Consider the following 26,103-nt stretch of genomic DNA (forward strand, 5'->3'; position numbering starts at 1 on the left):
TCGGGCCCGGGTACGGGGTCGTCGTCAGGCGGTGCCGCGGCCGGCCAGGCGTTCGGCGAGGCTCACCGGGGTGGGTGACTCGAAGACGGTGCGCGGGCCGACCGGCACCGCCCACGCCTCCTGGATCCGCCCGGCGAGCCGCAGCGCGAGCAGCGAATCGCCGCCGAGGAGGAAGAAGTTGTCGTGCCCCCGTACTTCGCCGACGCCCAGCACCTCGGCGAACAGTGACCGCAGCGCCGCCTCGTGCGCCCGGCCCCGCGCGGTGCCGGCCGTCGGCCGGTGCGCGGGGACCGGCACCGTCCGCGCCTCGGCCGTCTCCGGGCGGGCCGGCTCCTGCGGCCGGGCCGCGACGGCCGACAGGAAGGCCACGAGTTCGGCGGCCGCCCAGTCGGTGGTCTCCCGGTCCAGCAGCTCGGGGCGGTGGGTGAGGCGCAGGCGCAGGCGTTCACCGGGTACGACAGTGACGCTCAGCGGGTAGTGGTACGCGTCGACGCCCTCGACCTGTGTCAGCCGCAGTCCGTCCCCGAGCAGCGGGGAGTCGGCGGGGGCGTCGGGGTAGTTCTCGAAGACGAGGGCGGTGTCGAAGAGTTCGCCGAGTCCGCTGCCCCGCTGGATGTCGGCGAGCGGCAGATGCTGATGGGGAGCCAGCTCCGCCTGCTCGTCCTGGACCCGCCGCGCCAGCCGCTCGAACGGCTCCCGAGGATCGACCCGGACCCGCACCGGAACGGTGTTGATCAACAGGCCCACCATGTCCTCGACCCCCGCCAGCTCCGCCGGCCGCCCCGAGACCGTGGCCCCGAAGACCACGTCCCGACGCCCCGTGAGCTGCGCCAGCGTCAGCGCCCACGCACTCTGCACCACACTGTTCAGGGTCAGCCCGCGCGCCCGCGCCGCCCGGGACAACGCCTCCGTCTCGGCCCGCCCCAGCTCCACGGTGAGGTGCCGCGGCAGTTCGGTGGCGGGTACGGAACGAGCCCGGGGCACCAGGAGAGTGGGTTCGTCGAGGCCGTCCAGCGCCCGCCGCCAGGCCCCCGCCGCCGCCTCCCGGTCCTGCCGCGACAACCACACCAGATACTCCCGGAACGCCACCGGCTCCGGCAGACCCACCGCCCCCTCCCCGTACAACGCCAACAGATCACGCAACACCAGCGGCAACGACCAACCGTCCAACAGAATGTGATGATTCGTCATCACCAGCACATGCCGCTCCGCCGCCAACCGCACCAACAGGAACCGCACCAACGGAGGAACCGCCGGATCGAACCGCTCCGCCAGATCCGCCCGCAACAACTCCCCCAACGCCACCTCCCCCTCCGACCCCGCGGACCCCGCGGACCCGCTCAGATCCACCTCCCGCCACGGCACCTCCACCGCACGGAACACCACCTGTGCCGGGTGTCCGGAGGGCAGTTGGGTGAAGGCGGTGCGCAGGGTGTCGTGCCGGTCCAGCAGGGCACCGCACGCCCGGCGCAGCCGGTCGGCGTCGAGTGTGCCGCCCAGTTCGAGGACGACCTGGACGTTGTAGACGTCGATGCCGTCGGTGTCGTAGCTGGAGTGGAAGAGCAGGCCCTCCTGGAGCGGGGTGAGGGGCAGCACGTCGGCCGTCCGGTGGCCGGGCCACCGCCGTTCCAGCTCACGCAGTTCGCGGTCGGCCAGTGCCGCCGGGTCCAGGGTGCCCAGCACCGTGTCGGACGGGATCAGGGTGCCGGGGCCGGCGTCCGCGGCGTACTCGACCAGTGCCCGCAGCATCCGGAACCAGCGGTGGGCCAGCGCCTCGACCCGTTCGGCGTCCAGAAGCCGGGACGCCCAGGTCCAGGAGGCGAGCAGGCGCGGTCCCGCCGGGCCGTCCTCGGTGACCGCGTTGAGCGCGAGGGCGTGCGGCAGCGGCATGTCCTCGTCGGCCACCGGCAGGGTGAGCTCGGGGTCGGACAGGACCGCCCAGTCGCCCTCCTCCCCCGCGGCGTACCGGCCCAGGTAGTTGAAGCAGATCTGCGGGCGCGGGTGACCGGCCAGCTCGGCCGCGGTCCGCGGGTTGAGGTGGCGCAGCAGTCCGTATCCGATGCCGCGGTCGGGCAGGGCCCGCATCCGTGCCTTGACGGTGTTGAGCGCCTGGCCGAGCGCCGGGCCGCCGGACAGCAGGTCCGCCCAGTCCGTGCCGCCCGTGTCGAGGCGCACCGGGAAGAGGCTGGTGAACCAGCCGACGGTACGGGAGAGGTCGGCGCCGGCGACGTCCTCGTGCCGGCCGTGTCCCTCGACGTCGACCAGCAGGTGGGTCGCGGTGTCACGGCCGTCCTCCTGCCGCCAGTGGGCGACGGCCAGTGCGAGCGCCGTGAGCAGGAGTTCGTCGATGCCGGCCCGCAGGGTCTGCGGCACGCTGGTGAGCAGCGGTCCGGTGTACTCGGCCGGCAGGGTCAGGGTCAGGTCCCGGCCCGTGCCGTACACGTCCACGGCCGGGTCCAGCGGCCGGCCGGACAGCGGCGGGTCACCGCCGTCGAACTGGTCGGTCCAGCAATCCAGTTCGGCCACCCGGCGGGGGTCGCGGGCCTCCTCGGCGAGGCGGCCGGACCAGGTGCGCAGCGAGGTCGGCACGGGCGCCGGTCGCGGCTGCCGGCCCGCGTCGGCGGCCTGCCAGGCCGTCGCGAGGTCGGGCAGGAGGATGCGCCAGGACACCCCGTCCACCGCGAGGTGGTGCACCGTCAGCAGCAGCCGTCCGGGCTGTCCGGCACCGGCGTCGAACCACACCGCGCGGACGACGGTGCCCTCGCGGGGGGCCAGGGCGCGCCGGGCCGTCTCGGCGTGTGCCGTGACCGCGGCGCGCAGGGCGCCGTCGTCCAGGCCGTGGACGTCCACCCGGGTCAGGACGTCCGCGGCGCGCACGGCACCGGGCGGCGGCACGTGCATCGACCAGGTGCCGTCCTGCTCCACCAGGCGCATGCGCAGGGCGTCGTGGCGGTCGAGCAGGGCCTGGAGCGCCTCGGTCAGCGCCGGCAGGCCGGCCGCCGCCGGAGTGCGCACCAGCATGGTCTGGTTGAACCCGTCGAACCGGTCCGCCCCCTGCTCGCGCAGCCAGTGCGTGATCGGGGTGGGCGCGAAGGCACCGAGACCGGCGTCCTCGGCCTCGCCCCGGGCCGCGTCGGCCTCCTGGGCGACGGCCGCCAGCGCGGCCGGGGTACGGCACTGGAAGACATCGCGGGGGGTGATGACCAGGCCCGCCCGCCGGGCGCGGGCGACCAGCTGGATCGACTGGATGGAGTCACCGCCGAGCGCGAAGAACCCGTCGTCGGGACCGGCCCCGTCCACGCCCAGCACCTCCGCGAACAGGGCGCACAGCGTCCGCTCCCGGTCCGACGAAGCCGCCCGTCCCCGCGCGGCGGCGGCGAACCGCGGGGCCGGCAGCGCCCGCCGGTCCAGCTTGCCGCTGGTGGTCAGGGGCAGTTCCGGCAGGGACACGAACGCCTGCGGGACCATGTACTCGGGCAGTTCCCCGGCGACGTGGGCGCGCAGCGCCTCCGCGTCCCAGCCGTCCGCCGCCGCGGGGACGACGTAGGCGACCAGGCGCTTGACGCCCGGCTGGTCCTCGCGGACCAGCACCGCCGCGCGCAGCACGTCGGGGCGGCGCAGCAACAGCGCCTCGATCTCGCCCAGTTCGATCCGGAACCCGCGGATCTTCACCTGGTCGTCGGAGCGGCCGAGGAACACCAGGTCACCCTCCTCCGTCCAGCGCGCCACGTCGCCGGTGCGGTACATCCGGCTGCCGGGCGGGCCGTAGGGGTCGGCGACGAACCGGTCGGCGGTCAGGCCGAACCGTCCCTGGTAGCCGTGGGCGAGCTGGACACCGGCGAGGTAGAGGTCGCCCGGGGTGCCGATCGGCGCGGGCCGCAGACCCGGACCGAGCACGTACGTACGGGAGTTGGCGATGGGGCGCCCGATGGGCACCGACACGTCGGACGCGCCGGGGCGGGACTGTCCGTGGGTGATCTCCACCGACGCCTCGGTGGGGCCGTAGAGGTTGTGCAGCTCCGCGTCGAGCACGGCGTGGAAGCGGTCGGCGAGGCTCTGCGAGAGGGCCTCCCCGCTGCAGATCACCCGGCGCAGCGTGGTGCAGCCGGCGGCTTCGGGCAGGTGGAGGAACGACTCCAGCATCGAGGGGACGAAGTGGGCGAGGTCGATGTGTTCCCGCTGGATCAGGCCGGCCAGGTAGGCGGGGTCCTTGTGGCCGTCGGGGCGGGCGATCACCAGTGTCGCGCCGGTGGCGAGGGGCCAGAACAGCTCCCACACCGACACGTCGAAGGTGACCGGCGTCTTGTGCAGGACCCGGTTTCCGGTGCCCAGCGGGTACGCCGACTGCTTCCACCGCAGGTGGTTGACGACTCCCTCGTGCGGGACCAGTACGCCCTTGGGACGGCCGGTCGACCCCGAGGTGTAGATCAGATAGGCGGGCTGCCGCGGGTCGGGCCGTACCGGTTCGAGCGGGGCGGCGGCGTCGCCCTCGGCGGCCAGTAGCGGGTAGCTCTCCTCCGTGACGACGACCACGGGATCGGCGTCCTCCAGCATGAACCGCACCCGCTCGGCCGGATGGCCGACGTCGATGGGCAGGTAGGCCGCGCCGGCCTTGTGGACCGCGTACAGGGCGACGAGCAGTTCGAAGGAGCGCGGCAGCCGGACGGCGACCAGCCGGGACGGTCCCGCGCCCCGGGCGCGCAGGGCACGGGCCAGCCGCTCGGCGCGCCGGTCCAGTTCCGCGTAGGTCAGGTGCGCGCCGTCGAGGACGAGGGCGGTGGCGTCGGGGGTGCGTGCCACCTGTCGTGCGAAGAGTTCCGGCATGGTGGCGCCGGGCAGCACCGAGTCCCCGGCGGCCGTGGCGTTCCACGCGTGCAGCACCTGCTCGTGCTCCCAGGGTGCGAGCAGGGCCAGCCGGCCGGTGCTGGTGCCCGGGTCGTCGGCGACGGCCAGCAGCAGGAGCCGCAGCCGTTCCGCGATCCGCTCGGCCCGCGGCCGGCTCACCACGTCGGACCGGTAGTTGACGTCGAGCCGCAGCCGTCGGCCGGGGACGGCCAGCAGGCTCAGCGGGTAGTGCATCGCGCCGGAGGAGAGGTCGCCGTCGAGCAGGGCGATGCCGAGTCCGTCGGCCGCCCGGTGCAGCGCGTCCTGGTCGAGCGGGGCGTTCTCGAAGACGAGGGCGGTGTCGAAGAGTTCACCGAGTCCGCTGCCCCGCTGGATGTCGGCGAGCGGCAGATGCTGATGCGGAGCCAGCTCCGCCTGCTCGTCCTGGACCCGCCGCGCCAGCCGCTCGAACGGCTCCCGAGGATCGACCCGGACCCGCACCGGAACGGTGTTGATCAACAGGCCCACCATGTCCTCGACCCCCGCCAGCTCCGCCGGCCGCCCCGAGACCGTGGCCCCGAAGACCACGTCCCGACGCCCCGTGAGCTGCGCCAGCGTCAGCGCCCACGCACTCTGCACCACACTGTTCAGGGTCAGCCCGCGCGCCCGCGCCGCCCGGGACAACGCCTCCGTCTCCGCCTGCCCCAGGTCGACCACGACACGGCGGGGCGGGGCCGAGTCGCGCGGGCTGTCCGCGGGGGCGAGGAGGGTGGGTTCGTCGAGGCCGTCCAGCGCCCGCCGCCAGGCCCCCGCCGCCGCCTCCCGGTCCTGCCGCGACAACCACACCAGATACTCCCGGAACGCCACCGGCTCCGGCAGACCCACCGCCCCCTCCCCGTACAACGCCAACAGATCACGCAACACCAGAGGCAACGACCAACCGTCCAACAGAATGTGATGATTCGTCATCACCAGCACATGCCGCTCCGCCGCCAACCGCACCAACAGGAACCGCACCAACGGAGGAACCGCCGGATCGAACCGCTCCGCCAGATCCGCCCGCAACAACTCCCCCAACGCCACCTCCCCCTCCGACCCCGCGGACCCGCTCAGATCCACCTCCCGCCACGGCACCTCCACCGCACGGCGGATGACCTGGACGGGTTCGCCGGACTTCCGGGTGAGGAAACCGGCCCGCAGTGCCGGGTGCCGTCGCAGCAGCGCCTCGCAGGCGGCCCGCAGATCGGCGACGCGCAGGGGGCCGGTGAGTTCGACGGGGGTCTGGGTGAGATAGACGTCGACGCCCTGGTCGTCGTAGGAGGCGTGGAAGAGCATGCCCGCCTGGAGCGGGGTGAGCGGCAGCACCGCCTCCACCGTGGGCGACGACGCGAGAGGGGGCTGTTTCACCGGGACATCTCCCATTCGGACTCGAATTCGGCAAGTTCGTCCTGCTCCAGCAGGATCAGTTCGTCCTGCTCCGGCGGGATCGGTTCGTCCTGCTCCGGCGGGATCGGTTCGTCCCGCTCCGGCGGGACCTCGACGGCGTCGCCGGACGGCCGGGCCGGGCCGTCGGGCTCGGGCTCGTGTTCGCGGGCCGCCTCGGCCAGCGCCGCCGGCGTGTGGTGCCGGAAGACGTCCTGGGGCGTCAGCACCAGCCCGGCCCGCCGTGCCCGGGCGACCAGTTGGATGGCGGTGATCGAGTCACCGCCCAGCGCGAAGAAGCCGTCGTCGGCGCCCGCCTCGGTCCCGAGGACGTCGGCGAACAGCCCGCACAGCAGTTCCTCGCGCGGGGTGGCCGGCGGTCGTCCGCGGGAGGCGGCCGGCGTCGGCGGGGCGGGCAGCGCCCGCCGGTCGAGCTTGCCGTTCGGCGTCATCGGGAGCGCGTCCAGCACCACGACGGCGGACGGCAGCATGTAGTCGGGCAGCACGCGGCCGGCCTGCCGCAGCAGTTCGGCGGGGTCCAGGGCGGCGCCCGGAGCGGGCACGACGTAGCCGACGAGCCGGCTCTCCGCCCTCTCCGTCCTCTCCGCCCCCGCGCCCTCCGCTGTCTGTGCCGACTCCTGACGCAGCGTCACCACGGCACGTCCCACACCGGGGCAGCGGGCCAACTCCGAGGCGATCTCGGTGGGTTCGATACGGAAACCGCGCACCTTCACCTGGTCGTCGGCTCGCCCGCAGTACTCCAGGACCCCGTCCGCCCGGCGCCGTACGAGGTCCCCGGTGCGGTACATGCGGGAGCCCGCGGGCCCGAAGGGGTCGGCCACGAAGCGCTCGGCGGTGGCTCCCGGGCGGCCGGCGTAACCGCGCGCCACCCCGCTGCCGGCGATGTAGAGCTCGCCGACGACGCCCACCGGTACCCGCAGCAGCGCGTCGTCCAGCACATGGAGCCGGGTGTCGGCCAGCGGCCGTCCGATCGGCAGTGGCCCGTCGGCCGCGGAGCCGGGCGGCAGCGCATGGCGGGCGGCGAACGTGGTGGTCTCGGTGGGCCCGTAGCCGTTGGTGACGGTGGTCGTGGGGCAGGCGGCCAGTACCCGGGCGAACGCCTCCGGCGATCCCGCCTCGCCGCCGGTCCACACGTGGCCGACGCCGGCGAGCGCCTCGGGGCACTCCTCGGCCACCAGGTTGAACAGCGCCGCGGTCAGCCACAGCGCGCTGACCCGGTGCCGGACGATCCGTCGGCGCAGGGTCTCGGTGTCCAGCGGTCCGGGCGGCGCCACCACCACCGTGCCGCCGGTGAGCAGCGGCACCCACAGCTCGTAGGTGGAGGCGTCGAAGGAGTGCGGGGAGTGCAGGAGAACCGTGTGGTGGCCGTCACGCCAGCAGGGGTCCAGGGCCAGCGCCGCGACATTGGCGTGGGTCACCGCGATGCCCTTGGGCTCACCGGTCGACCCCGAGGTGTACATCACGTACGCGGCCTGGTCGGGCGCGCACGGCACGGTGTCCGGGGCGCGGTCGCCCGGACCGTCGTCCTGCGGGGCGAGGGGCAGCACCGGGACGGGCGGGTCGGCGAGGAACTCGTGCCCGAGCGCCGCGGCGTCGGCCAGGAGCAGCACGGCACCGGACCGCTGGACGACGGTACGCAGCCGCCGGGCCGGGAACCGGCTGTTCAGCGGAACGTAGACGCCGCCCGCCCGGAGCACCGCGAGGATCGCCACCACCAGGTCCGCGGAGCGCTCCGCCAGCAGTGCGACCGGGCTCTCGCGGCGCACACCGGCCGCGGCGAGACGATCGGCCAGCCGGGCGGACCGGGCGTCCAGTTCCGCGTAGGTCAGCTCGGTGTCGTCGGTGACCACCGCGGGAGCGTCCGGGGTCCGCCGGACCTGGGCGGCGAACAGCTCGGTCAGGGTGTGGGGCGGGTGGTCGCCGTCCGTGGCGTTCCAGACGTCCAGTCGCCGCCGCTCGGCGTCGCCCAGCAGGTCGAGCCGGGAGAGCGGCCGGTCCGGGGCGTCGGCGGCGGCCTCCAGCAGCCGCCGGTAGTGACGTGCCAGCTGGTCCGCGGTGCGGACGTCGAACAGGTCCGCGTCCACGGTCAGCGAACCGGTGACGCCGTCGCCGGTGTCCGTGACGAAGACGTTGACGTCGAAGAGCGATCCGCCGAAGTCGATGTCGACGGGCTCCACCGTGAGTCCGGGCGGCCGGAAACCGGCCGTCTCGTTCCTCGCCTCGACGAACATCACCGACACGAGCGGGTTGCGGTTGGCGACCCGCTCGGGCTGGAGCTGTGCCACCAGCTTCTCAAACGGCAGTTCGGCATGGGTGTACGCCTCAAGGGCGGTGTCGCGGACCTGGTCGAGCAGTTCCCCGAACGACGGGTCCGCCGACAGGTCCGCGCGCATCACCAGCGTGTTGACGAAGAAGCCGATCAGCCGCTCGAACTCGACCCGGTCCCGGCCGGCGACCGGAGTGCCGACGGCGATGTCGTGCTGGCCGCTGTAGCGGCCCAGCAGGCTCTGGAAACCGGCCAGCAGCGTCATGAACAGCGTGCTGCCGTGCCGCTCGCCCAGCAGACGCAGCCGGGCGGTCAGCTCCGCGGGCAGGTCGAACGCGACCGTGTGGCCGCGGCCGGTGCGCCGCCCGGTGCGCCTGCGGTCGGTGGGCAGCTCCAGCGGGGCGAGGTCGGCCAGCCGACGCGTCCAGTACTCGGTCTGGCCGGCCAGCGCGCCGGCGTCCAGCCGTCGGCGCTGCCAGCGCGCGTAGTCCGCGTAGCCGACCGGCGGCGCGGGCCGTGGACGGGGCCGGGCGTGCGGTTCGGCGGCGTAGTCCGCCCCGAGTTCGTCCCAGAGCACGGACATCGACCAGCCGTCGGTCGCGATGTGGTGGACCGCCAGGGCGAGGATGTGGTGCTGCGCGCCCATCCGTACCAGGGTGGCGCGCAGCAGCGGTCCGGTGGCCAGGTCGAAGGGGCGGGCGGCGGTCTCCCGGGCGATCGCGGCGGCCCGGTCCTCGCGCCGGTCCGCGGCCACCTCGCTCAGGTCCACCACCGGCAGCGCCGCCTCCGCCGTGCCGAGCAGGACCGGTCGCGGACGGCCGTCGTGTTCCTCGAAGACGGTACGCAGCGGGTGGTGGCGGTCGACCAGGGCGGTCAGGGCGCGCCGCAGGGCGTCGGTGTCGAGCGGCCCGCGCAGCCGCAGGACCTCGGGTATGACGTAGCCGGGCGCGCCGCCGGTCATCCGGTCGACCAGCCACATGCGTTCCTGGGCGTACGAGGGTGTGTCGGGCGCGGTGCCGCGTTCCACGGCCGTTTCGGCCGGCGGCGCCGCGGCGCGGGCGGCGCGGATACGGGCTCGTATCCGTGCCTGCGCGTCGAGCGGGATGTCCGGGCTCCCGGAGGTCACTGGGTGTCTCCCTGGGGGTGCGAGCCGATGAGGGAAGCCTGTGTGGCCGGTTCCGGGGCGAGGTCGGCCAGCAGGGCCGCCTCGACCGCGGTGGCCAGTTCGGCCAGGGTCGGGTTCTCGAAGACCAGCCGGAGCGGTAGTTCCAGGTCCAGGGCGCTGCGCAGCCGGGAGGCGACGCGCATGGCCTTGAGCGACTGGCCCCCGGAGAGGAAGAAGTTGTCCCGGCGCCCCACCGGAGATCGTTCGAGCACCTCGGACCAGACGTCGGCGATCAGCTCCTCGGTCTCCGAGGCGGGGGCTTCGAAGACACCGGCCGCTGTCGTGTCCTCGGCACTTCCCGCACGGCCGCCGGTCTCGGCCGCGGGCGCGGGCGGTGCGTCGACGGTGGTCTCCGGGTCCTCGGCCACGGCGACCAGCAGGTCCCGCAGCTCGGCGACCAGCCGCTCGGCGGCCGGGCCGGCCAGCACCTCGGGCCGGTGGTCGAGGTCGAACCGCAGCCGGGGGCCGGGCAGCGCGACCAGGTTCACGGAGTAGTGGGTCGCGTCGGTGGCACGCGCCGCGACGATCCGCAGGCCACCGCCCGCGTCCCGGAGCGCGTCCTGGTCGAGGGGGTAGTTCTCGAAGGCCACGACGGTGTCGAAGAGGGTGCCGAGTCCGGCGGCCTCCTGGACGTCGGAGAGGCTCACGTGCTGGTGTTCCAGCAGGGCGGCCTGCTCGTCCTGGAACCGCTCCAGTGCCGCCACCAGGGGTTCACCGGGGCGGACCCGGAACCGTACGGGCAGGGTGTTGATGAAGAGTCCGACCATGCCCTCCACCCCGTCGAGTTCGGGGGTGCGCCCGGAGACGACTCCGCCGAAGACCACGTCGCAGTGTCCGGTGAGACGGCCGAGCAGGATTCCCCAGGCGCCCTGCACCACGCTGCTGAGCGTGAGACCGCGGCCGCGGGCGAACTCGGTCAGCCGCCCGGTGGTCTCCTCGTCGAGCTCCAGGCCGACCCGCCGCGGCAGGGTGTCCATGCGGTGCGGGTCCGCGCCGGCCAGCACGGTCGGTGCGGCCAGGCCGTCCAGCGCCTGCCGCCACGCCGACAGCGCCCGCGGGCGGTCCTGCCGGTCCAGCCACTCCAGGTAGGACCGGAACGGCCGGGCGGGTTCCAGCCGGTCCGCACGTGGCCCGGCACCGGCGGTACGGGCGGCGTAGCAGTGCAGGAGTTCGGTCAGGATCAGCGGTGTCGACCAGCCGTCCCACAGGATGTGGTGGTTGGTCAGGACGAGCCGGTGGCGGCCCGGTTCCAGGCGTACGGCGGTGAGCCGCAGCAGGGGTGGCGCCGCCAGGTCGAAGCGGCGCAGCCGGTCCTCCGTCAGCAGCCGTTCCAGGGCGGCCTCGCGTTCCTGCGGACCCAGCCCGCTCAGGTCGGCCTCCGCCACCGGCAGCTCCACCTCGCGGAGCACGAACTGCACCGCCTCGGGCAGGGCGCGGTCGGTGAAACCGGCGCGCAGCGCGGGGTGGCGGCGGATCACCTCGCCACCGGCCGCGCGCAGCGCCGCCACGTCGAGCTCGCCGTGCAGGTCGAGGATCACCTGTCCGGTGTAGGCGTCGACCGCCGCCTCGTCGAAGGAGGCGTGGAAGTACATGCCGGACTGCAGGGGCGCCAGCGGCAGTACGTCCTCGGTGCCGGGATGCCGGGCGAGGAGCCCGGCGAGCGCCGCCCGGTCCAGCCGTACGAGGGGGAAGTCCTGCGGTAGCGGCGCGCGGACGGCCGGTGCGGTGCCGGCGGGTTCCCCGGGGCCGTCGCACCCGTCGGGTCCGCCGGCCAGCCGGCGCAGCGCCGCGGTCCAGTCGTCGGCCAGGGCGGCCGCCTCGTCCGGGCCGAGCACCCCGCTCGCCCAGGTCCAGTCGGCGTCCAGTTCGAGGCGGCCGTCCCGCTCGCGCGCCAGGACGTTCACCTCCAGGGCGTGCTCCAGCGGCATGGCCGGGTCGCTGTCGGCGCGCAGCGGATCCGCCTCGGGGGCGGGCAGCCAGTCGCCGTGCGGCGACTCGAACCGGCCGAGGTAGTTGAAGAGGATCTGCGGGGCGGCCGCGGCGGCCAGCCGCGGCCCCGTCTCGGGGTTGAGGTACCGCAGCAGTCCGTACCCGGTACCGGCGTCGGGCGTCCCGCGCAGGGCGTCCGTGACGCGCTGGACCAGGGGACCGTACGCCGGTTCCGCACCGTCCGGGCCGAGGCCGTCCAGGTCGACGCGGAGCGGATACTGGGTGGTGAACCAGCCCACGGTCCGGGTCAGGTCCTCCTCGCCCCGTCCGTCTCCCCTGCCGTGTCCTTCGAGGTCCAGCAGCAGGCCCGGTCCGTCCGGCTGGCCGAGGCGTGCGCGCCGGCGGCGGACGGCCACGGCGAGTGCCGCCAGCAGGAGTTCCTGGGGGCCGGTGGCGAACGCGGCGGGTGCCCCGGTCAGCAGGGGACGGGCCACCTCGTCGGGCAGGGTGACGGTCAGCCTTCCGGCGGCCGCGACGGTGTCCTGGCCGGGGTCGAGGGGGCGGCTGCCGAGGAGCGGCTCGGACCCGGCCGTGACGTCGAGCCAGTACGGCAGTTCGGCGACGGTCGTGTCCGCCCGGGCCAGGGCCGCGGTGCGCCGGGCCCACGACCGGAAGGGGGTGGTCGGCGCGGGCAGCGCGGCCGGCCGGCCCGCGGTGGCCGCCTCCCACGCGGCGGCGAGGTCGGCGGGCAGGATCCGCCAGGAGACCCCGTCGACGACGAGGTGGTGCAGGACCAGCAGAAGGCGGCCGGGCCCGCGGACTCCGGCGTCGAACCAGACGGCCTGGAGCATCCGGCCGGCCGTCGGGTCGAGGCGTCCGAGCGCCGCCTGCGTCTCCCGTCCGATCGTCTCCTGTACGTCCTCGTCGGGCAGTCCGGAGATCCCGACCCGCAGGAACGACTCGGCCGCGGCCACCGATCCCGGGGGTGTGATGACACAGGTCCAGTCGGCGGGGCCGGTGCCCGTCAGGACCCGTGTGCGCAGGGCGTCGTGGTGGTCCAGCACCGTCTGCAGGGCCGTCACCAGCGGGTCGCGGCCGGCGCCGGGCGGCACCTGGAGCAGTGCCGACTGGCTGAACCGCCCGATGGGGCCGCCCGCCGCCCGCAGTGCGTGCATCACCGGGGTGAGCGGCACCTGGCCGTGGGCGTCGGCCGAGTCGCGGGCGGATTCCGGTTCCCCGGCGGCGGGCTGCCCGTCCTCGGGGTACGCGGCCGCCAGGGCGGCCGCCGTCTTGTGGGCGAACACGTCGCGGAGGGTGAGGACGATCCCGGCGGCACGGGCGCGGCTCACCAGGGTGATCGCGGTGATGCTGTCACCGCCGCGGGTGAAGAAGTTGTCGTCCGCGGCGACCGCGGGCGTCCGCAGCGCTTCGGCGAACAGTGAGCAGAACAGCGCTTCCCGTGGTGTCTGCGGCGCCGGTGCCTCGGAGGCCTGCCGCGGCTGCGGCGCCGGCAGGGCCGACCGGTCCAGCTTGCCGCTGACGGTGAGCGGCAGCCCGGCCAGGGCGAGGTAGTGGTGCGGCACCATGTAGCGGGGCAGTTCCTGTGCCAGGTGCCGCTGGAGGTCCTCGGGACCGGGGGCCGCGCCGTCCCGCCCGACGACGTATGCCACCAGGCTCCGGCCCGTCCCGGACAGTTCCCGCACCACGACGGCGCACTGCGCCACCCGCGGGTGGCGGGAGAGTTCCGCCTCGATCTCCCCGAGCTCGATCCGGTGCCCGTTGATCTTCACCTGCTGGTCGATCCGGCCGAGGAACTCCAGCTCGCCGTCCTCGGTCCAGCGGACGAGGTCACCGGTGCGGTACATCCGGGTGCCGGGTTCGGCGGCCCACGGGTCGGGAACGAACCGCTGCGCGGTGAGGGCGGGGTTGCCCAGGTACCCGCGGGCCACGCCGGCGCCCGCCACGCACAGCTCGCCGGGGAAGCCGGGAGGGACGAGGCGCAGCCGCCGGTCGACGACGTAGCCGCGGTGGTTGACGGTCGGCCGGCCGATCGGCGGGGTCCGCCCGTGCGAGGGGCCCGTGCAGTGCTGCATGGTGACGACGACCACGGTCTCGGTGGGGCCGTAGGTGTTCCAGACCTGGCGGCCGGGCGCCGTCCACCGGTCGACCGCGTCGCCCGACGGGGCCTCGCCGCCGACCGAGAGGAACCGCAGGGCGGGCAGCTCCGCCGGGTCGAGCAGCGGCAGCAGCGCGGTGGGCAGGTCGGCCACGGTGACCTCGCGGTCCTTGAGCAGCGCCTGGAGCCGGTCCGCGTCCGTCCGCTCCTCGTCGGTGGCCAGGACCAGGGTCAGGCCGCCCAGCAGCGAGCCGAAGACCTCCAGCACCGACACGTCGAAGGTGAGGGCGGCGAAGCCCAGGCACCGGTCCGTCGCCTCGAATCCGGCGGCGTCGAGATACCGCACGACGAAGTTGACCGCGGACGCGTGGGACACGACCACGCCCTTGGGCCGGCCGGTGCTGCCCGACGTGTAGAGCACGTACGCCGCGTTCGCGGGCAGTACGCGCCGGCCCTCCACGAGCGGCGACACGGCGCCGCCGCCCGCACCGGTCGCGACGCCGTCGCCGGTCCCGGCGTCGTGGTCGGTCTCGGCGTCGTGGTCGGCGGTGACGAGGACCTTGGTGGCGATGTCGGCCGGCAGTCGCTCGGCCAGCGACCGGCGGGTGACGGCCACCTCGATGCCCGCGTCCCGGGCGATGAACCGCAGGCGGCCGGCAGGCAGCCCCGGATCGAGCGGTACGTAGGCGCACCCGGCCTTGAGGACGCCCAGCAGCGCGGCCACCATGTCGGCGGAACGCTCGACGCACACGCCCACCCGTTGTTCCGGAACGGTCACCTCGCGCAGCCGGGCGGCGACGGCCTCGGCGCGCTGGTCGAGTTCCCGGTAGCCGACCTCCTCGTCCCCGCAGCGGACGGCGGTCGCGTCGGGGGTGCGGGCGGCCCGGTCCTCGAAGAGCTCGTGCAGCGTCCGGTCGGGGACCGGCGCGGTGCCGCCGTCCCCGGCCGCGAGCAGCCACGCGGTCTCGGCGGGCGTCAGCACCTCCAGGTCGCCGACCGTCGCCTCGTTCCCGGCGTGCGCGAAGGTGCTCAGGAACGTCATGAAGCGGCGCTGGTGGGCGGCGAGTTCCGGCGCGCTGCCCCGGGCCGAGTCGTACTCGCCCTGGATGGCGAAGGGGGTGCCGGTGCGCCGGTTGTAGATGTTGAACGAGAGGTGGTCCACGGGACCGACCCCGAGGTTGTGCGCGGTCGCGGACGCTCCGGCGAAGGTCAGGTCATAGTCGAAGGACATGATGTTGACCTCGGCGCCCCACAGTTCGCGGTCGCCCTCACCGATCCCGAGGTCCCTGCGCAGGTCCTCCCGCGGGTAACGCTGGTGCCGCAACGCCTCCTTGATGGCCGTGGACGTCGCCCGCACCAGCTCCCTCAGCGTCATCTCGTCCCGTACGGCCAGCCGCAGCGGCAGTATGTTGGAGAGGACACCGCGCATCTCACGGGTCTCCGGGGTGGTCCGGCCGGTGACCGGCATCGCCACGACGACGTCCTCGGCACCGCTGACCCCGTGCAGGTAGGCGGCGGCCGCCGCGTACACCAGGGCGGGCCAGCCGGTCCCGGCCGCGCGGGCCGCGGTACGCAGGGCCTCGGTGTCCTCCTGGGTGAACTCCGCGGCACAGCGCTCCGGACGGCCGCACGGCGTCGCCTCGCTCCGGCCGCCGAAGCCGACCGGCTCCGGCGGATCCGACATGCGCGCGAGCCAGTAGGCGCGGTCCTGGGCGAACGCCTCGGACGTACGGTAGTCGTCGTCGATCTCCACCATGCGCCGCGGGGAGGCCGGGGCGACGACCGGAATCCGGGCACCCTCGACCAGAGCCGTGTAGATGTCGGCGATCCGCCGGGACAGCAGCGATCCGGTGAACCCGTCGGCGATGAGGTGATGCCTGCCGTGCAGGAAGAAGAACCGCTCCGGACCGAGCCGGTACAGCACGACGGTGCCGAGCCGGCCCGCCACCAGGTCGACCGGTCGTGCCAACGCCTCGCGCATGAGGGCCACGGCGGTCGCCGGCGGGTCCGACCGGGACGTCAGGTCCACCACCTCGCACACGTCCTCGCCGCTGTAGGGGACGGGCACCTGACGGACTTCGCCGTTCTCCACCACGAACCGCACATTGAGTGCGTCGGTCTCCGCCTGGAGCACCCGCACCGCCGTGCGGAAGTGTTCCACGTCCAATTCACCGCGGATATCGAAGTACTCCGCGATGTTGTAGTCCGAACGCGACAGATCGAGTTGTTGCGCAAGCCATATACCGACCTGCGCCGATGTCAGCGGCAGATCGCCGCGCCCGTCAGCAGACATTGCGTCATCCAATCTTCCACAGCCAGGAACGCTGCTCCACGTCACCCACACCGGAAATTCTGAAAGGCTTCGCACCTCATCGGGAAGTCACGAATCGAAGCCACCCGCGCCGCCGCGCCACCGGGATCCGCACCCGTCGGGACGGGGCGTCGCATGCGCCGGCCCTCAGCATGACGCCCTGGCAGGCTCTTGGTGATACACGAATGTTCGTGACTAGCCACCGCGCAGTCACTGCGCGAATATCGGTGACCGAACCCCTCGGCCGCCCTCGATTCCCGTTACGGAGTGGGCACATGACGCCCGAAATCGATCCCGCTTGCGCAGAGATAAGACGTGCGCACGACTCGGGTTCGACAGACCGGGTCGAGGAAATGCTGTACGGCGGCGGCGAGAACCGGCACCCTCTTCAGAAGGATGCCAAATGGATTCTGCCGGGGATCAGTTCACGCCCCTGGCACGACCCCTACGAACACCGGGAGATCGAACCGGTCGTGCGCGCCTTCGAGACGGCGCACTCGGCCGTCAAGGCAGAACTCACCGTGGCCCGGGAGAAACGCCGCAAGGAGTTCGCGGACTACGAGCACTACCTGATGCGCCAGCAGAACTGGCAGGCCCGGTACCTCTTCAGGTCCGGACAGCTCGTTCCCGAGTCGGCCGAGGTGGTCCCCGTCGCCATGCGGGTGCTCACCACGGAGGCCGTGGACACGGGCAAGCACTGTCCGCTGCTGGAGGCCCACTTCTCGACCCTGCTGCCGGGGGCGGCCATCAAGCCGCACTGCGGCATCCGGGTGGCCGACGAGGCCCGGGAGTGGAAGGAGGGCGAGTGTCCGCTCTTCGACTACTCCTTCGAGCACGAGGCGTGGAACCACGGCACACGGCCCCGTACCTGTCTGCTCGTGGACCTGTGGCACCCGGAGACTACGCTCCCCGAGCGTGCGGCCCTCACCGCTCTCGTCACCGAGATCCGCCGTCTGACCGCCTGACCAGGCGCCCCGGACCCCTGTGGCGCCGACGGCTCATCGGCCGGCCGGCCTCCGGTGTGGCCTCACCCCGCGTGCGTCGAGAACAGTCCGCCGGTCGGGCCCTGCTTGTCGCCGCCCTGCGCCTTCTTCAGGGCGTTGGCGAGGCTCTCGATGGTGAGCGACTGGAGGATCACCCGGCCGTTGCCCTCCAGGGTGGCCAGGGAGAGTCCCTCGCCGCCGAAGACGGCGTTCATGAGGCCCTGGCGGTTGAGGCCGCCGACGCGCTGGACGCCGTACTGGATGCCCTCCTCGAAGGCGACGACGCAGCCCGTGTCGACCTCGATACGGCCGCCGAAGTCGGCGGGGTTCAGGTCGATGAAGTTGCCCGCGCCGGCGATGATCACGGTGCCGTGGCCGGTGAACTTCTCCAGGACGAAGCCCTCGCCGCCGCTCATGCCGGTACGGCCGCCGGCGAAGGCGATGCCGAACTCGACGGTGGACTCGGCCGCGACGAAGGCGTCCTTCTCGGCGAACCACGCGCGCGTGCCGTTCAGCTCCAGGGCGCGCATCTCGCCCGGGAGCACGCCCGCGAAGCCGACGGTGCCCTCGCCGCCCTGGGAGGTGAAGTACTGGAACGCCAGCGACTCGCCGGCGAGCATGCGCTGGCCGACCTGCATGGCGGTGCCCATGGCCTGGCGCAGCATGCCGCCCATGCCGCCACCACTGCCGCCCTGGGCCTGCCCGCCGCTGCCCTGCGGGCCGCTCAGCCGGGTCTCCATGGTCACGTTCGTCGTCTTGAACAGGAACTTGCCGGCCTCGCAGTAGACGGTCTGGCCGGGGTGGAGGTTCACGATCGCCATCTGCATGGCGTTGCCGACGATTTCTTGCTGAAGGGTCACGGGAGAAGAACGTAGCGGGTGGCCCGGCGGTTCCCTTCGCCCGCCCGGGGTGGGGAGTGCCGGTCAGGGTGGGAGATGCCGGTCAGGACAGCTCGCGGTGCCTTGTCACCAGCGCCGCCGCTCCCGCCTCCGTCGGGGACCCGAACAGTCGCAGCCGCGAGATTCCGCCGTCCGGGAAGATGTCCACGCGCGCGCGCGTGGCGACGGCGGGGGCCGGGAGCAGGAAGCGGTGGTTCGTGTCCGGCTGGAGGCGGGTGCGCGGGAGCAGCTCCGTCCAGGGGCCGTCCTCGCCGTCCCGCACCGACACCGACGCCCAGCCCGCGCTGTTGCCCTTCAGGTACGCCGTGTCGATCTCCAGGGCCCTGATCCGGGACTGGGCGGCCAGACGGTAGCGGATCCAGTCGTTGCCCAGGTCGCGGCGGCGGCGCGTCTCCCAGCCGTCGTCCATCTTGCGGGAGCGGCCCGGCTGGATGGTGTTGGTGGCCGGCGAGTAGAAGAGGTCGGAGGCGTCCTCCACCTGGCCGCCGTTCTCCAGGGCGACCACGTCGAAGGTGCCGAGCACGGCGAGCCACTCGGGGTCGGGCACGACCTCGCCGTGGACGCGCAGGCGCGCGATGCCGCCGTCGGGGTGCTGGTTGACGCGGAGGTGGGTGAAGCGCTGTTCGACGGAGACGGTGAAGCCGTTCGCCGCGTGGCCGCCGACGGGGGTGCGGGGGACGAGCGTCGTCCACTTCACGTCGTCGCCGAGGAGTTCCGCCGGGGACGACGCGCCGGCGACCGTCGTGCCCTCGACCGACACCGCCTGCGGGTAGTTGCCGCGGAAGTGGGCCGTGTCGACGACGATCCCGCGGACGACACCGGCCGCGCCCAGCCGGACCAGGGCCCAGTCGTGGTCCTCGGCGGTGGGCCAGGGGTGGCCGGCCGAGACCCCGCGGCGGCGGCGCGTCTCCCAGCCGTCCATGATCTTGCCCTTGTGCCCGAAGTGCTCGGGGTCGAACTCGGCCCGCCCGGGGACCAGCAGGTTCTCCCGCTCGGCGAAGAACTCGTCGTTGGCGGCGACGACCGCGCCACCGAGCTGCCGGGCGGCGAGGTCGGCGTACCGGGTGAAGGGGAAGCCGGCGGTGCGGTAGTCCGCGTACGGGTCGCCGCCGGCGTAGGGGCGCGCGTCGCCGGTGAAGGTCGGGATCGCCGTCAAAGGTCTTCCTTTCGGGCCGTTGCGGGTGCGCAAGGTCAGTGGGTGCGGGTGAGGAGGCGGCCCTTCGGGGGTGTGAACTCGCCGTCCGCGACGATGCGTTCGCCGCGCAGCCAGGTGGACTTCACGACGCCGTACAGGGTCTTGCCCGCGTACGCGGTGACCCGGTTGCGGTGCTGGAGGCCCGCCGGATCCACAGTGAAGGTCTCGTCGGGTGCGAGGACGGCGAAGTCGGCGTCCCGGCCCACCGCGATGGCGCCCTTGCGGTCGTCCAGGCCGGCCAGCGCGGCCGTGCGGGCCGACATCCAGCGGACCACGTCCTCCAGACCGTGACCGCGCCTGCGCGCCTGCGTCCATACGGCGGCGAGGCTGAGCTGGAGGCCGGAGATGCCGCCCCAGGCGGTCGCGAAGTCGCTCGTCTTGAGGTCGGCGGTGGAGGGCGAGTGGTCGGTGACCACGCAGTCGACGGTGCCGTCGGCCAGCGCCTGCCAGAGCAGGTCCTGGTTGGCCGCCTCCCGGATGGGCGGACAGCACTTGAACTCGCTGGCGCCGTCCGGGACCTCCTCGGCGGTCAGGGTGAGGTAGTGCGGGCAGGTCTCGACGGTGAGCCGGACGCCGTCCGCCTTGGCCGCCGCGATCAGCGGCAGCGCGTCGGAGGAGGACAGGTGCAGGACGTGCACGCGTGCGTGCAGGCGTCTCGCCTCGGCGATCAGCTGGGCGATCGCCGTGTCCTCCGCGCCGCGCGGGCGGGAGGCGAGGAAGTCGGCGTACTTCGGGCCGCCCTGCTGCGGGGCGGCCGCCAGGTGCCGGGGGTCCTCGGCGTGCACGATCAGCAGGCCGTCGAAGGAGGCGATCTCCGCCAGCGACCGGGCCAGCTGCCGCTGGTCGAGATGCGGGAACTCGTCCACGCCGGACGGCGACAGGAACGCCTTGAAGCCGAAGACGCCGGCCTCGTGGAGCGGGCGCAGGTCCTTGACGTTGTCCGGCAGCGCGCCGCCCCAGAAGCCGACGTCGACGTGTGCCTTGTCGGCCGCGACCCGTTGTTTGACGTGCAGGTTCTCGACGGTCGTGGTCGGCGGGAGGGAGTTGAGCGGCATGTCGACCAGCGTGGTGATGCCGCCGGCCGCCGCCGCGCGGGTGGCGGTCCAGAAGCCCTCCCACTCGGTGCGGCCGGGGTCGTTCACGTGGACATGGGTGTCGACCAGGCCGGGCAGCAGGACGTCGTCGCCGAGGTCCGCCAGGCGGGCGCCCTCCGGGACGGGGGCGTCGTACGGCAGTACGGCCGTGATCGTCCCGGCGGACACGGCGACCGAGGCGGCCCGTGTCCCCTCCGGGGTGATGACGCGCGTCGAGCGCAGCGCCAGTTCAGCGTCGGACACCCGGACCCCTCTCCCTGCCGCCGATTTACTTCCGCGAAACGGGATTTACACCCGCGTAACGGAATTCAACGTTCTGTTGAAGGAGTCTTCACTCCCGCTCCCGTGCCGTCAAGGGCACACTGCGCCTTCAGGGCCCCGGAAGCGTATGCTCTGGACCTTTCCACAAAGCGGAATTATTATTCCAGCAAGCAGAACGTAGCTACGTACCACCAGGGAGTCAACCGGCTGCCGGGTAGGCTTCTGCCCTTCCCGCCAGTCCCGAAAGGAACGCGCCGTGCCGACGTCCAGCGCCAGCACCAACGACTCCGCCAGGTCCGGCGGGGTCCAGTCCCTAGAGCGCGCCTTCGATCTGCTGGAGCGGATGGCGGACGCGGGCGGCGAGGTGGGCCTCAGCGAGCTGTCCGCGAGCAGCGGGCTGCCGTTGCCGACGATCCACCGGCTGATGCGGACCCTGGTCGTCTGCGGCTATGTGCGGCAGCAGCCGAACCGGCGGTACGCGCTCGGGCCGCGGCTGATCCGGCTCGGCGAGTCGGCGTCCCGGCTGCTCGGCACCTGGGCCCGGCCGTATCTCGCGCGGCTCGTCGAGGAGACCGGGGAGACGGCGAACATGGCGCTGCTCGACGGCGACGAGATCGTGTACGTGGCGCAGGTGCCGTCGAAGCATTCGATGAGGATGTTCACCGAGGTGGGGCGGCGGGTGCTGCCGCACTCCACAGGGGTGGGCAAGGCACTGCTGGCGAACGTGCCGGATGCCGAGGTGCGCGCGCTGCTGGGGCGGACCGGGATGCCGGCGGCGACCGAGAAGACGATCACCACTCCGGAGGGGTTCCTGACGGCTCTGGCGGAGGTACGGCGGCTGGGGTACGCCGTGGACGACAACGAGCAGGAGGTGGGGGTGCGGTGCCTGGCGGTGTCCGTGCCCGATTCGCCTACCGCGGCGGCCGTTTCGATCTCCGGGCCGGCGGGGCGGGTGACCGAGGCGGCGGTCGAGAAGATCGTGCCGGTGCTGCAGCAGGTGGCGGTCGAGTTGTCCCAGGCGCTGGCGAGTTCGGGAGCGTAAGGGGCAGGGCCGGCACGAGCGTCGGCGGGTGCGGGCGGGTGCGTGGTTGCTCGCGCAGTTCCCCGCGCCCCTTCCGGGGCGCTCAGGCTCTCGGCGTTTGACCGAACAGGTCCACCGCCTGGCGCACCTCCGACAGACCCCGGGAAAGGGCGCTCATCGAACCGATCGCGCCCGCGATCAGTAACAGCGAGCGGCGCAGGCGCGGGATCTCCGGGATGCCGCCCGTCGCCATCGCCGCCAGCGCCGCCAGCTCGTCCTCGGCTATCGCGCGGTCCGGGAACTCGGCCGGATGCGCGGCCAGTTCGCGGCGCAGCCGGGAGACCGCCGTGCGCAGTTCTGTCACCCTCGGGTCCTCGTCACTGCCGGTCACTGGCCTCTGTCCCAAGCTCCGCAACACAGCTCCCCCCTCACCAGGTACCCCAGGGCGGTGGTCGGGCGCCCGGGGACGCGGGTCAGTAAACGCCCTGCCGTACGGAAAGCGCTACAGCGCGGACCGAATTTCAGTCCTTCGGAACCGGCCGCCCGCTCCGGCGTCGGGTATGCAGGACGCATGACGGACACGCATGACCAGATCGCCGGGCTGCTGCTCGCCGCCGGCGGCGGCAGACGGCTCGGCGGGCGGCCCAAGGCGCTGCTGACGCATCGCGGGCGGCCGTTGGTGGAGTACGCGGTCGGGACGCTGCGCGCGGGCGGCTGCGGGCAGGTGGTCGTGGTGCTGGGGGCCCGCGCGGACGAGGTGCGGGAGCGGGCCGCACTGGACGGTTGCGCGGTCGTGGAGAACCCGGACTGGACGCGGGGCATGGGGTCCTCGTTGCGGGTGGGCCTGGAGTCGCTCGCCGGGACGGGGGCGCGGGCGGCCCTGGTGTCGCTGGTGGACCAGCCGGGGATCGGAGCAGCGGCGGTCGCGCGGGTCGTCGCCGGTTTCCGGGACGAGTCGTCACTGGTGTCGGCCGCCTACGCCGGGGTCCGCGGGCATCCCGTGCTGTTCGGCGCCCGGCACTGGGCCGGGATCGCCGCCGGCGCGACCGGGGACCGGGGCGCCCGCGCCTATCTCAAGGCCCACGAGGACGCGATCACGCTCGTCGAGTGCGGGGACGTGGCCGAGCCGTACGACATCGACACGGAGGCGGACCTGGGCCACCTTGAGTGAACGGGACGGCACCGAGCGCCACCTTGGTTCGACGCCGAGAATCTCGATGTCAACAAACCATTGAACTTCCACAATGAGGAAACTAGTATCCACTGCCCAGAAGCGTCTGTCCCTGATAGGGCGCGCTTCGCTCCGCCCGGAACGACTGGCACCCGGTGCCACCGCTGAAGGAAGTGACCGCTCATGTCCGCACCAGCGCCGTCTCCGCCGGCCGTCGTCGACGCCGAGCCCCTGCCCCGGCAGGAGGAGGTCCTCACCGACGCGGCGCTCGCCTTCGTGGCCGAGCTGCACCGGCGGTTCTCGCCGCGCCGCGGCGAACTCCTCGCCCGCCGCGCCGAACGCCGCGCCGAGATCGCCCGCACCTCGACCCTGGACTTCCTCACGGAGACCGCCGCCGTCCGCGCGGACGACTCCTGGCGGGTGGCCGCCTCCCCCGCGGCGCTGAACGACCGCCGGGTCGAGATCACCGGCCCCACCGACCGCAAGATGACCGTCAACGCCCTCAACTCGGGGGCCCGCATCTGGCTCGCCGACTTCGAGGACGCCTCCGCGCCGACCTGGGAGAACGTCGTCCTGGGACAGCTGAACCTGATCGACGCCTACACCCGGAACATCGACTTCACGGACCCGGCGAGCGGCAAGTCGTACGCACTGCGGCCAAACGAGGAACTCGCGACGGTCGTGATGCGACCGCGCGGCTGGCACCTGAACGAGCGGCACATCGAGGTCGACGGCGAGCAGGTGCCCGGCGCCTTCGTCGACTTCGGGCTCTACTTCTTCCACAACGCACAGCGGCTGCTCGACCTCGGCAAGGGTCCGTACTTCTACCTCCCGAAGACCGAGTCGCACCTCGAAGCCCGGCTCTGGAACGACGTGTTCGTGTTCGCGCAGGACCACGTCGGCATCCCGCAGGGCACGGTGCGCGCCACGGTGCTGATCGAGACGATCACGGCCGCGTACGAGATGGAGGAGATCCTCTACGAACTCCGGGACCACGCCTCGGGGTTGAACGCCGGGCGCTGGGACTACCTGTTCTCCATCGTGAAGAACTTCCGTGACGGAGGGCCCCGGTTCGTCCTGCCGGACCGCAACGCCGTGACGATGACCGCCCCGTTCATGCGGGCGTACACCGAACTCCTGGTCCGCACCTGCCACAAGCGCGGCGCGCACGCCATCGGCGGCATGGCGGCCTTCATCCCGTCCCGCCGCGACCCCGAGGTCAACAAGGTCGCCTTCGAGAAGGTCCGCGCCGACAAGGACCGCGAGGCGAACGACGGCTTCGACGGCTCCTGGGTCGCCCACCCCGACCTGGTCCCGATCGCCATGGAGTCCTTCGACAAGGTCCTCGGCGACCAGCCCAACCAGAAGGACCGGCTGCGCGAGGACGTCCACGTCGAGGCCGCCGACCTGATCGCGGTCGACTCGCTGAAGGCAAGGCCGACCTACCCGGGTCTGGTCAACGCCGTGCAGGTGGGCATCCGTTACATCGAGGCGTGGCTGCGCGGGCTCGGCGCGGTGGCCATCTTCAACCTCATGGAGGACGCGGCCACCGCGGAGATCTCGCGTTCGCAGATCTGGCAGTGGATCAACGCCGGTGTCGAGTTCGAGAACGGCGAGAAGGCCACCCCGGAGCTGGCCCGCAGGATCGCCGCCGAGGAACTCGCCGCCGTCCGCGCGGAGATCGGCGACGAGGCCTTCGCGGCCGGCCACTGGCAGCAGGCCCACGACCTGCTGCTCACCGTCTCCCTCGACGAGGACTACGCGGACTTCCTGACGCTGCCCGCGTACCAGCAGCTGCGCGGCTGACCTACTCCGGCGCGGGCTTGTCCGAGTGGCCCAGGGACTTCCCCGGGGCCACTCGGTCGCGTACGGCCTGCTTCACGGCCGTGGGCTCGGGGAAGCCCTGCTCGCGCCGGTCCCACACGACCTCGTCGCCGACCCGGACGACGAAGATCCCGCCCTTGCCCGGCTTCAGCGCCAGCTCCGTCAGCTCGGTCTCGAAGGTGGTCAGCAGCTCCTGCGCCAGCCAGGCCGCGCGCGGCAGCCAGCGGCACTGTGTGCAGTACTCGATCTCGACGCGCCGGCTCTCAGTCATCCGAGCATGCTAACCGAACGTGATCACACGGTGAGATCACCCGCGAAGCGACAGGCGGCCCGGCGCTCGCCCGCCGTCGGTCATCCGAGGTGCACGGACCAGTCCTGCTCGGCGGCGGGCTTGCCGTGCAGGTCGGGCACCCGCTTCAGCCAGTCCGGACGCCCCCGCTGCGTCCTGGCCGTACGGGCGGCCTCCTCCGCCGCGACCTGGTCACGGCCCGGGAAATCGGTGGGGAGCCACTCGGCGGAGGCCCGCACCCGGGCCAGCAGATACCCGACGTAGGCCTCCCGCATCTCGCCGGGTGAGCCGAAGTCGGTGAGCCAGGCGTCCGGGACCTCGGCGAGGACGTCCCGCAGCAGCCGCTCGGTGACCCTGGGCGCCAGTGCGGCGTCGGCGGCGCGGGTGTCGGGGGCGTACCGGCCGAGGGCGTGGTGGCGGAAGTCGTACGCCTTCTCGGGCACCGAGGTGTCCCAGCGGTGGTGGAAGACGAGGGCGGCGCCGTGGTCGATGAGCCACAGGCGCGGGGGTGCGACGCCCAGGGTCGGCCAGACCATGAGGTTGGAGCTGTGCACCGTGCGGTCGACGTTGACGGTGAGCGCGTCCAGCCAGACGATCCGGCCCGCCTCCAGCGGGTCCACCGGGAAGAGCTCGGCGAGCTGCGGGGTGAAGTCCTGCGCGCCGGGCAGGAAGTCCATCCCGAGGTTCACCCCGGCGCTGGCCGCGTGCAGGTCGCGCACCTCCTGGTGCGGCTCGTCGGCGGCGATCGCCGGGTCGAAGTCCACCAGGACCAGCTCGGGGAACCGCAGTCCGAGCGCCCGCGCCAGCTCCCCCACGATCACCTCGGCGACCAGCGCCTTGTGTCCCTGCGCGGACCCGGTGAACTTGACGACGTAGGTGCCGAGGTCGTCGGCCTCGACGACACCGGGAACCGAGCCGCCGGAGTGGAGGGGCTCGACGTAGCGGGTCGCGGTGACCTCTCTCAGCACCTTCCAGGCCCCCATGGTCCGTCTGTCCTGTGTTCCATGGCCTGCTCCCGTGTGACGCGGCCCGGGGAGACCCTGGGACGTGTACATAGTATCCAGGCGTTCATGCCTGCTCGGCCGCCTCGGCGGACTGGCGGGAGGCCGTCGCAGCGGCAGCGCTTGACAGCGGATGGCCGCAGGCCGCGGACTACTCCTGGAGCACTTGGCCGGCAGCCGATCCCGGTCGGCCGGCAGCCGTGAGGAGGAGTGGGAACAGGCATGGTTGCCTCCGGTGGACGCCTGCGTCTGCAGATTCTCGGTCCGCTGCGGGTCTGGCGGGACGGTGTCGAACTGGACGCGGGGCCCCC

Annotated in this window: 13 protein-coding genes; 4 read left to right on the forward strand and 9 right to left on the reverse strand. The window is 73.1% G+C overall.

Annotation, left to right across the window (positions count from 1 at the left end; translation table 11 throughout):
• Window positions 1-24: 24 nt before the first annotated feature.
• The 3 genes from IEZ11_RS45200 to IEZ11_RS45210 are packed head-to-tail and all read right to left on the reverse strand — an operon-like array spanning window position 25 to window position 16,036.
• Window positions 25-6,231, reverse strand: a complete 6,207-nt coding sequence (locus IEZ11_RS45200) for a non-ribosomal peptide synthetase (RefSeq protein WP_189268899.1) — start codon at window positions 6,229-6,231, stop codon at window positions 25-27.
• Entirely contained in the window at window positions 6,228-9,659 is a 3,432-nt protein-coding gene (locus IEZ11_RS45205) for a non-ribosomal peptide synthetase (protein ID WP_189268900.1), read from the reverse strand. Before IEZ11_RS45205 ends, IEZ11_RS45200 begins: the two co-directional genes overlap by 4 nt.
• Entirely contained in the window at window positions 9,656-16,036 is a 6,381-nt protein-coding gene (locus IEZ11_RS45210; protein WP_189268901.1) for a non-ribosomal peptide synthetase, read from the reverse strand. The genes IEZ11_RS45205 and IEZ11_RS45210 overlap by 4 nt, the downstream gene beginning before the upstream one ends.
• Window positions 16,037-16,329: 293 nt before the next feature.
• Here IEZ11_RS45210 and IEZ11_RS45215 point away from each other — a divergent pair, with 293 nt between their 5' ends.
• The gene (locus IEZ11_RS45215) at window positions 16,330-17,019 is read left to right on the forward strand and encodes an aspartyl/asparaginyl beta-hydroxylase domain-containing protein (protein ID WP_189268902.1); all 690 of its coding nucleotides are present in this window, start codon (window positions 16,330-16,332) and stop codon (window positions 17,017-17,019) included.
• Window positions 17,020-17,081: 62 nt separating this feature from the next.
• Here the strand turns inward: IEZ11_RS45215 and IEZ11_RS45220 are convergent, their stop codons facing one another.
• The 3 genes from IEZ11_RS45220 to allB all read right to left on the reverse strand — a co-directional run bounded on the left by IEZ11_RS45220 (window position 17,082) and on the right by allB (window position 20,468).
• Window positions 17,082-17,897: an AIM24 family protein gene (locus IEZ11_RS45220; RefSeq protein WP_189268903.1), complete on the reverse strand. Its 816-nt coding sequence runs from the start codon at window positions 17,895-17,897 to the stop codon at window positions 17,082-17,084.
• A gap of 82 nt (window positions 17,898-17,979) precedes the next feature.
• Entirely contained in the window at window positions 17,980-19,092 is a 1,113-nt protein-coding gene (alc, locus tag IEZ11_RS45225; protein WP_189268904.1) for an allantoicase, read from the reverse strand.
• Window positions 19,093-19,127: 35 nt separating this feature from the next.
• Window positions 19,128-20,468, reverse strand: coding sequence for an allantoinase AllB (gene allB / locus IEZ11_RS45230; RefSeq protein ID WP_189268905.1), 1,341 nt, complete (start codon window positions 20,466-20,468; stop codon window positions 19,128-19,130).
• Window positions 20,469-20,742: 274 nt separating this feature from the next.
• Here allB and IEZ11_RS45235 point away from each other — a divergent pair, with 274 nt between their 5' ends.
• A complete protein-coding gene (locus IEZ11_RS45235) occupies window positions 20,743-21,528 on the forward strand; it encodes an IclR family transcriptional regulator (RefSeq protein ID WP_189268906.1) in 786 nt (261 codons plus the stop codon).
• 82 nt (window positions 21,529-21,610) lie between these two features.
• On the opposite strand, the gene IEZ11_RS45240 is transcribed toward IEZ11_RS45235, so the two are convergent.
• Window positions 21,611-21,925, reverse strand: coding sequence for a DUF5955 family protein (locus IEZ11_RS45240; RefSeq protein WP_189268907.1), 315 nt, complete (start codon window positions 21,923-21,925; stop codon window positions 21,611-21,613).
• Window positions 21,926-22,078: 153 nt separating this feature from the next.
• Between IEZ11_RS45240 and IEZ11_RS45245 the strand changes: the two genes are divergently transcribed.
• Together IEZ11_RS45245 and aceB are read left to right on the forward strand one after the other, a co-directional pair.
• Window positions 22,079-22,678, forward strand: coding sequence for a nucleotidyltransferase family protein (locus tag IEZ11_RS45245; protein ID WP_189268908.1), 600 nt, complete (start codon window positions 22,079-22,081; stop codon window positions 22,676-22,678).
• Between the two features lie 183 nt (window positions 22,679-22,861).
• Window positions 22,862-24,484: a malate synthase A gene (gene aceB / locus IEZ11_RS45250; protein ID WP_189268909.1), complete on the forward strand. Its 1,623-nt coding sequence runs from the start codon at window positions 22,862-22,864 to the stop codon at window positions 24,482-24,484.
• A 1-nt stretch (window position 24,485) separates the two neighbouring features.
• On the opposite strand, the gene IEZ11_RS45255 is transcribed toward aceB, so the two are convergent.
• Window positions 24,486-24,773: an Rdx family protein gene (locus IEZ11_RS45255; RefSeq protein WP_189268910.1), complete on the reverse strand. Its 288-nt coding sequence runs from the start codon at window positions 24,771-24,773 to the stop codon at window positions 24,486-24,488.
• 80 nt (window positions 24,774-24,853) lie between these two features.
• Window positions 24,854-25,759, reverse strand: a complete 906-nt coding sequence (locus IEZ11_RS45260) for a HipA family kinase (RefSeq protein ID WP_189268915.1) — start codon at window positions 25,757-25,759, stop codon at window positions 24,854-24,856.
• Between the last annotated feature and the right edge of the window lie 344 nt (window positions 25,760-26,103).

Source organism: Streptomyces fuscichromogenes (genome assembly GCF_014645815.1).
GTDB lineage: Bacteria > Actinomycetota > Actinomycetes > Streptomycetales > Streptomycetaceae > Streptomyces > Streptomyces fuscichromogenes.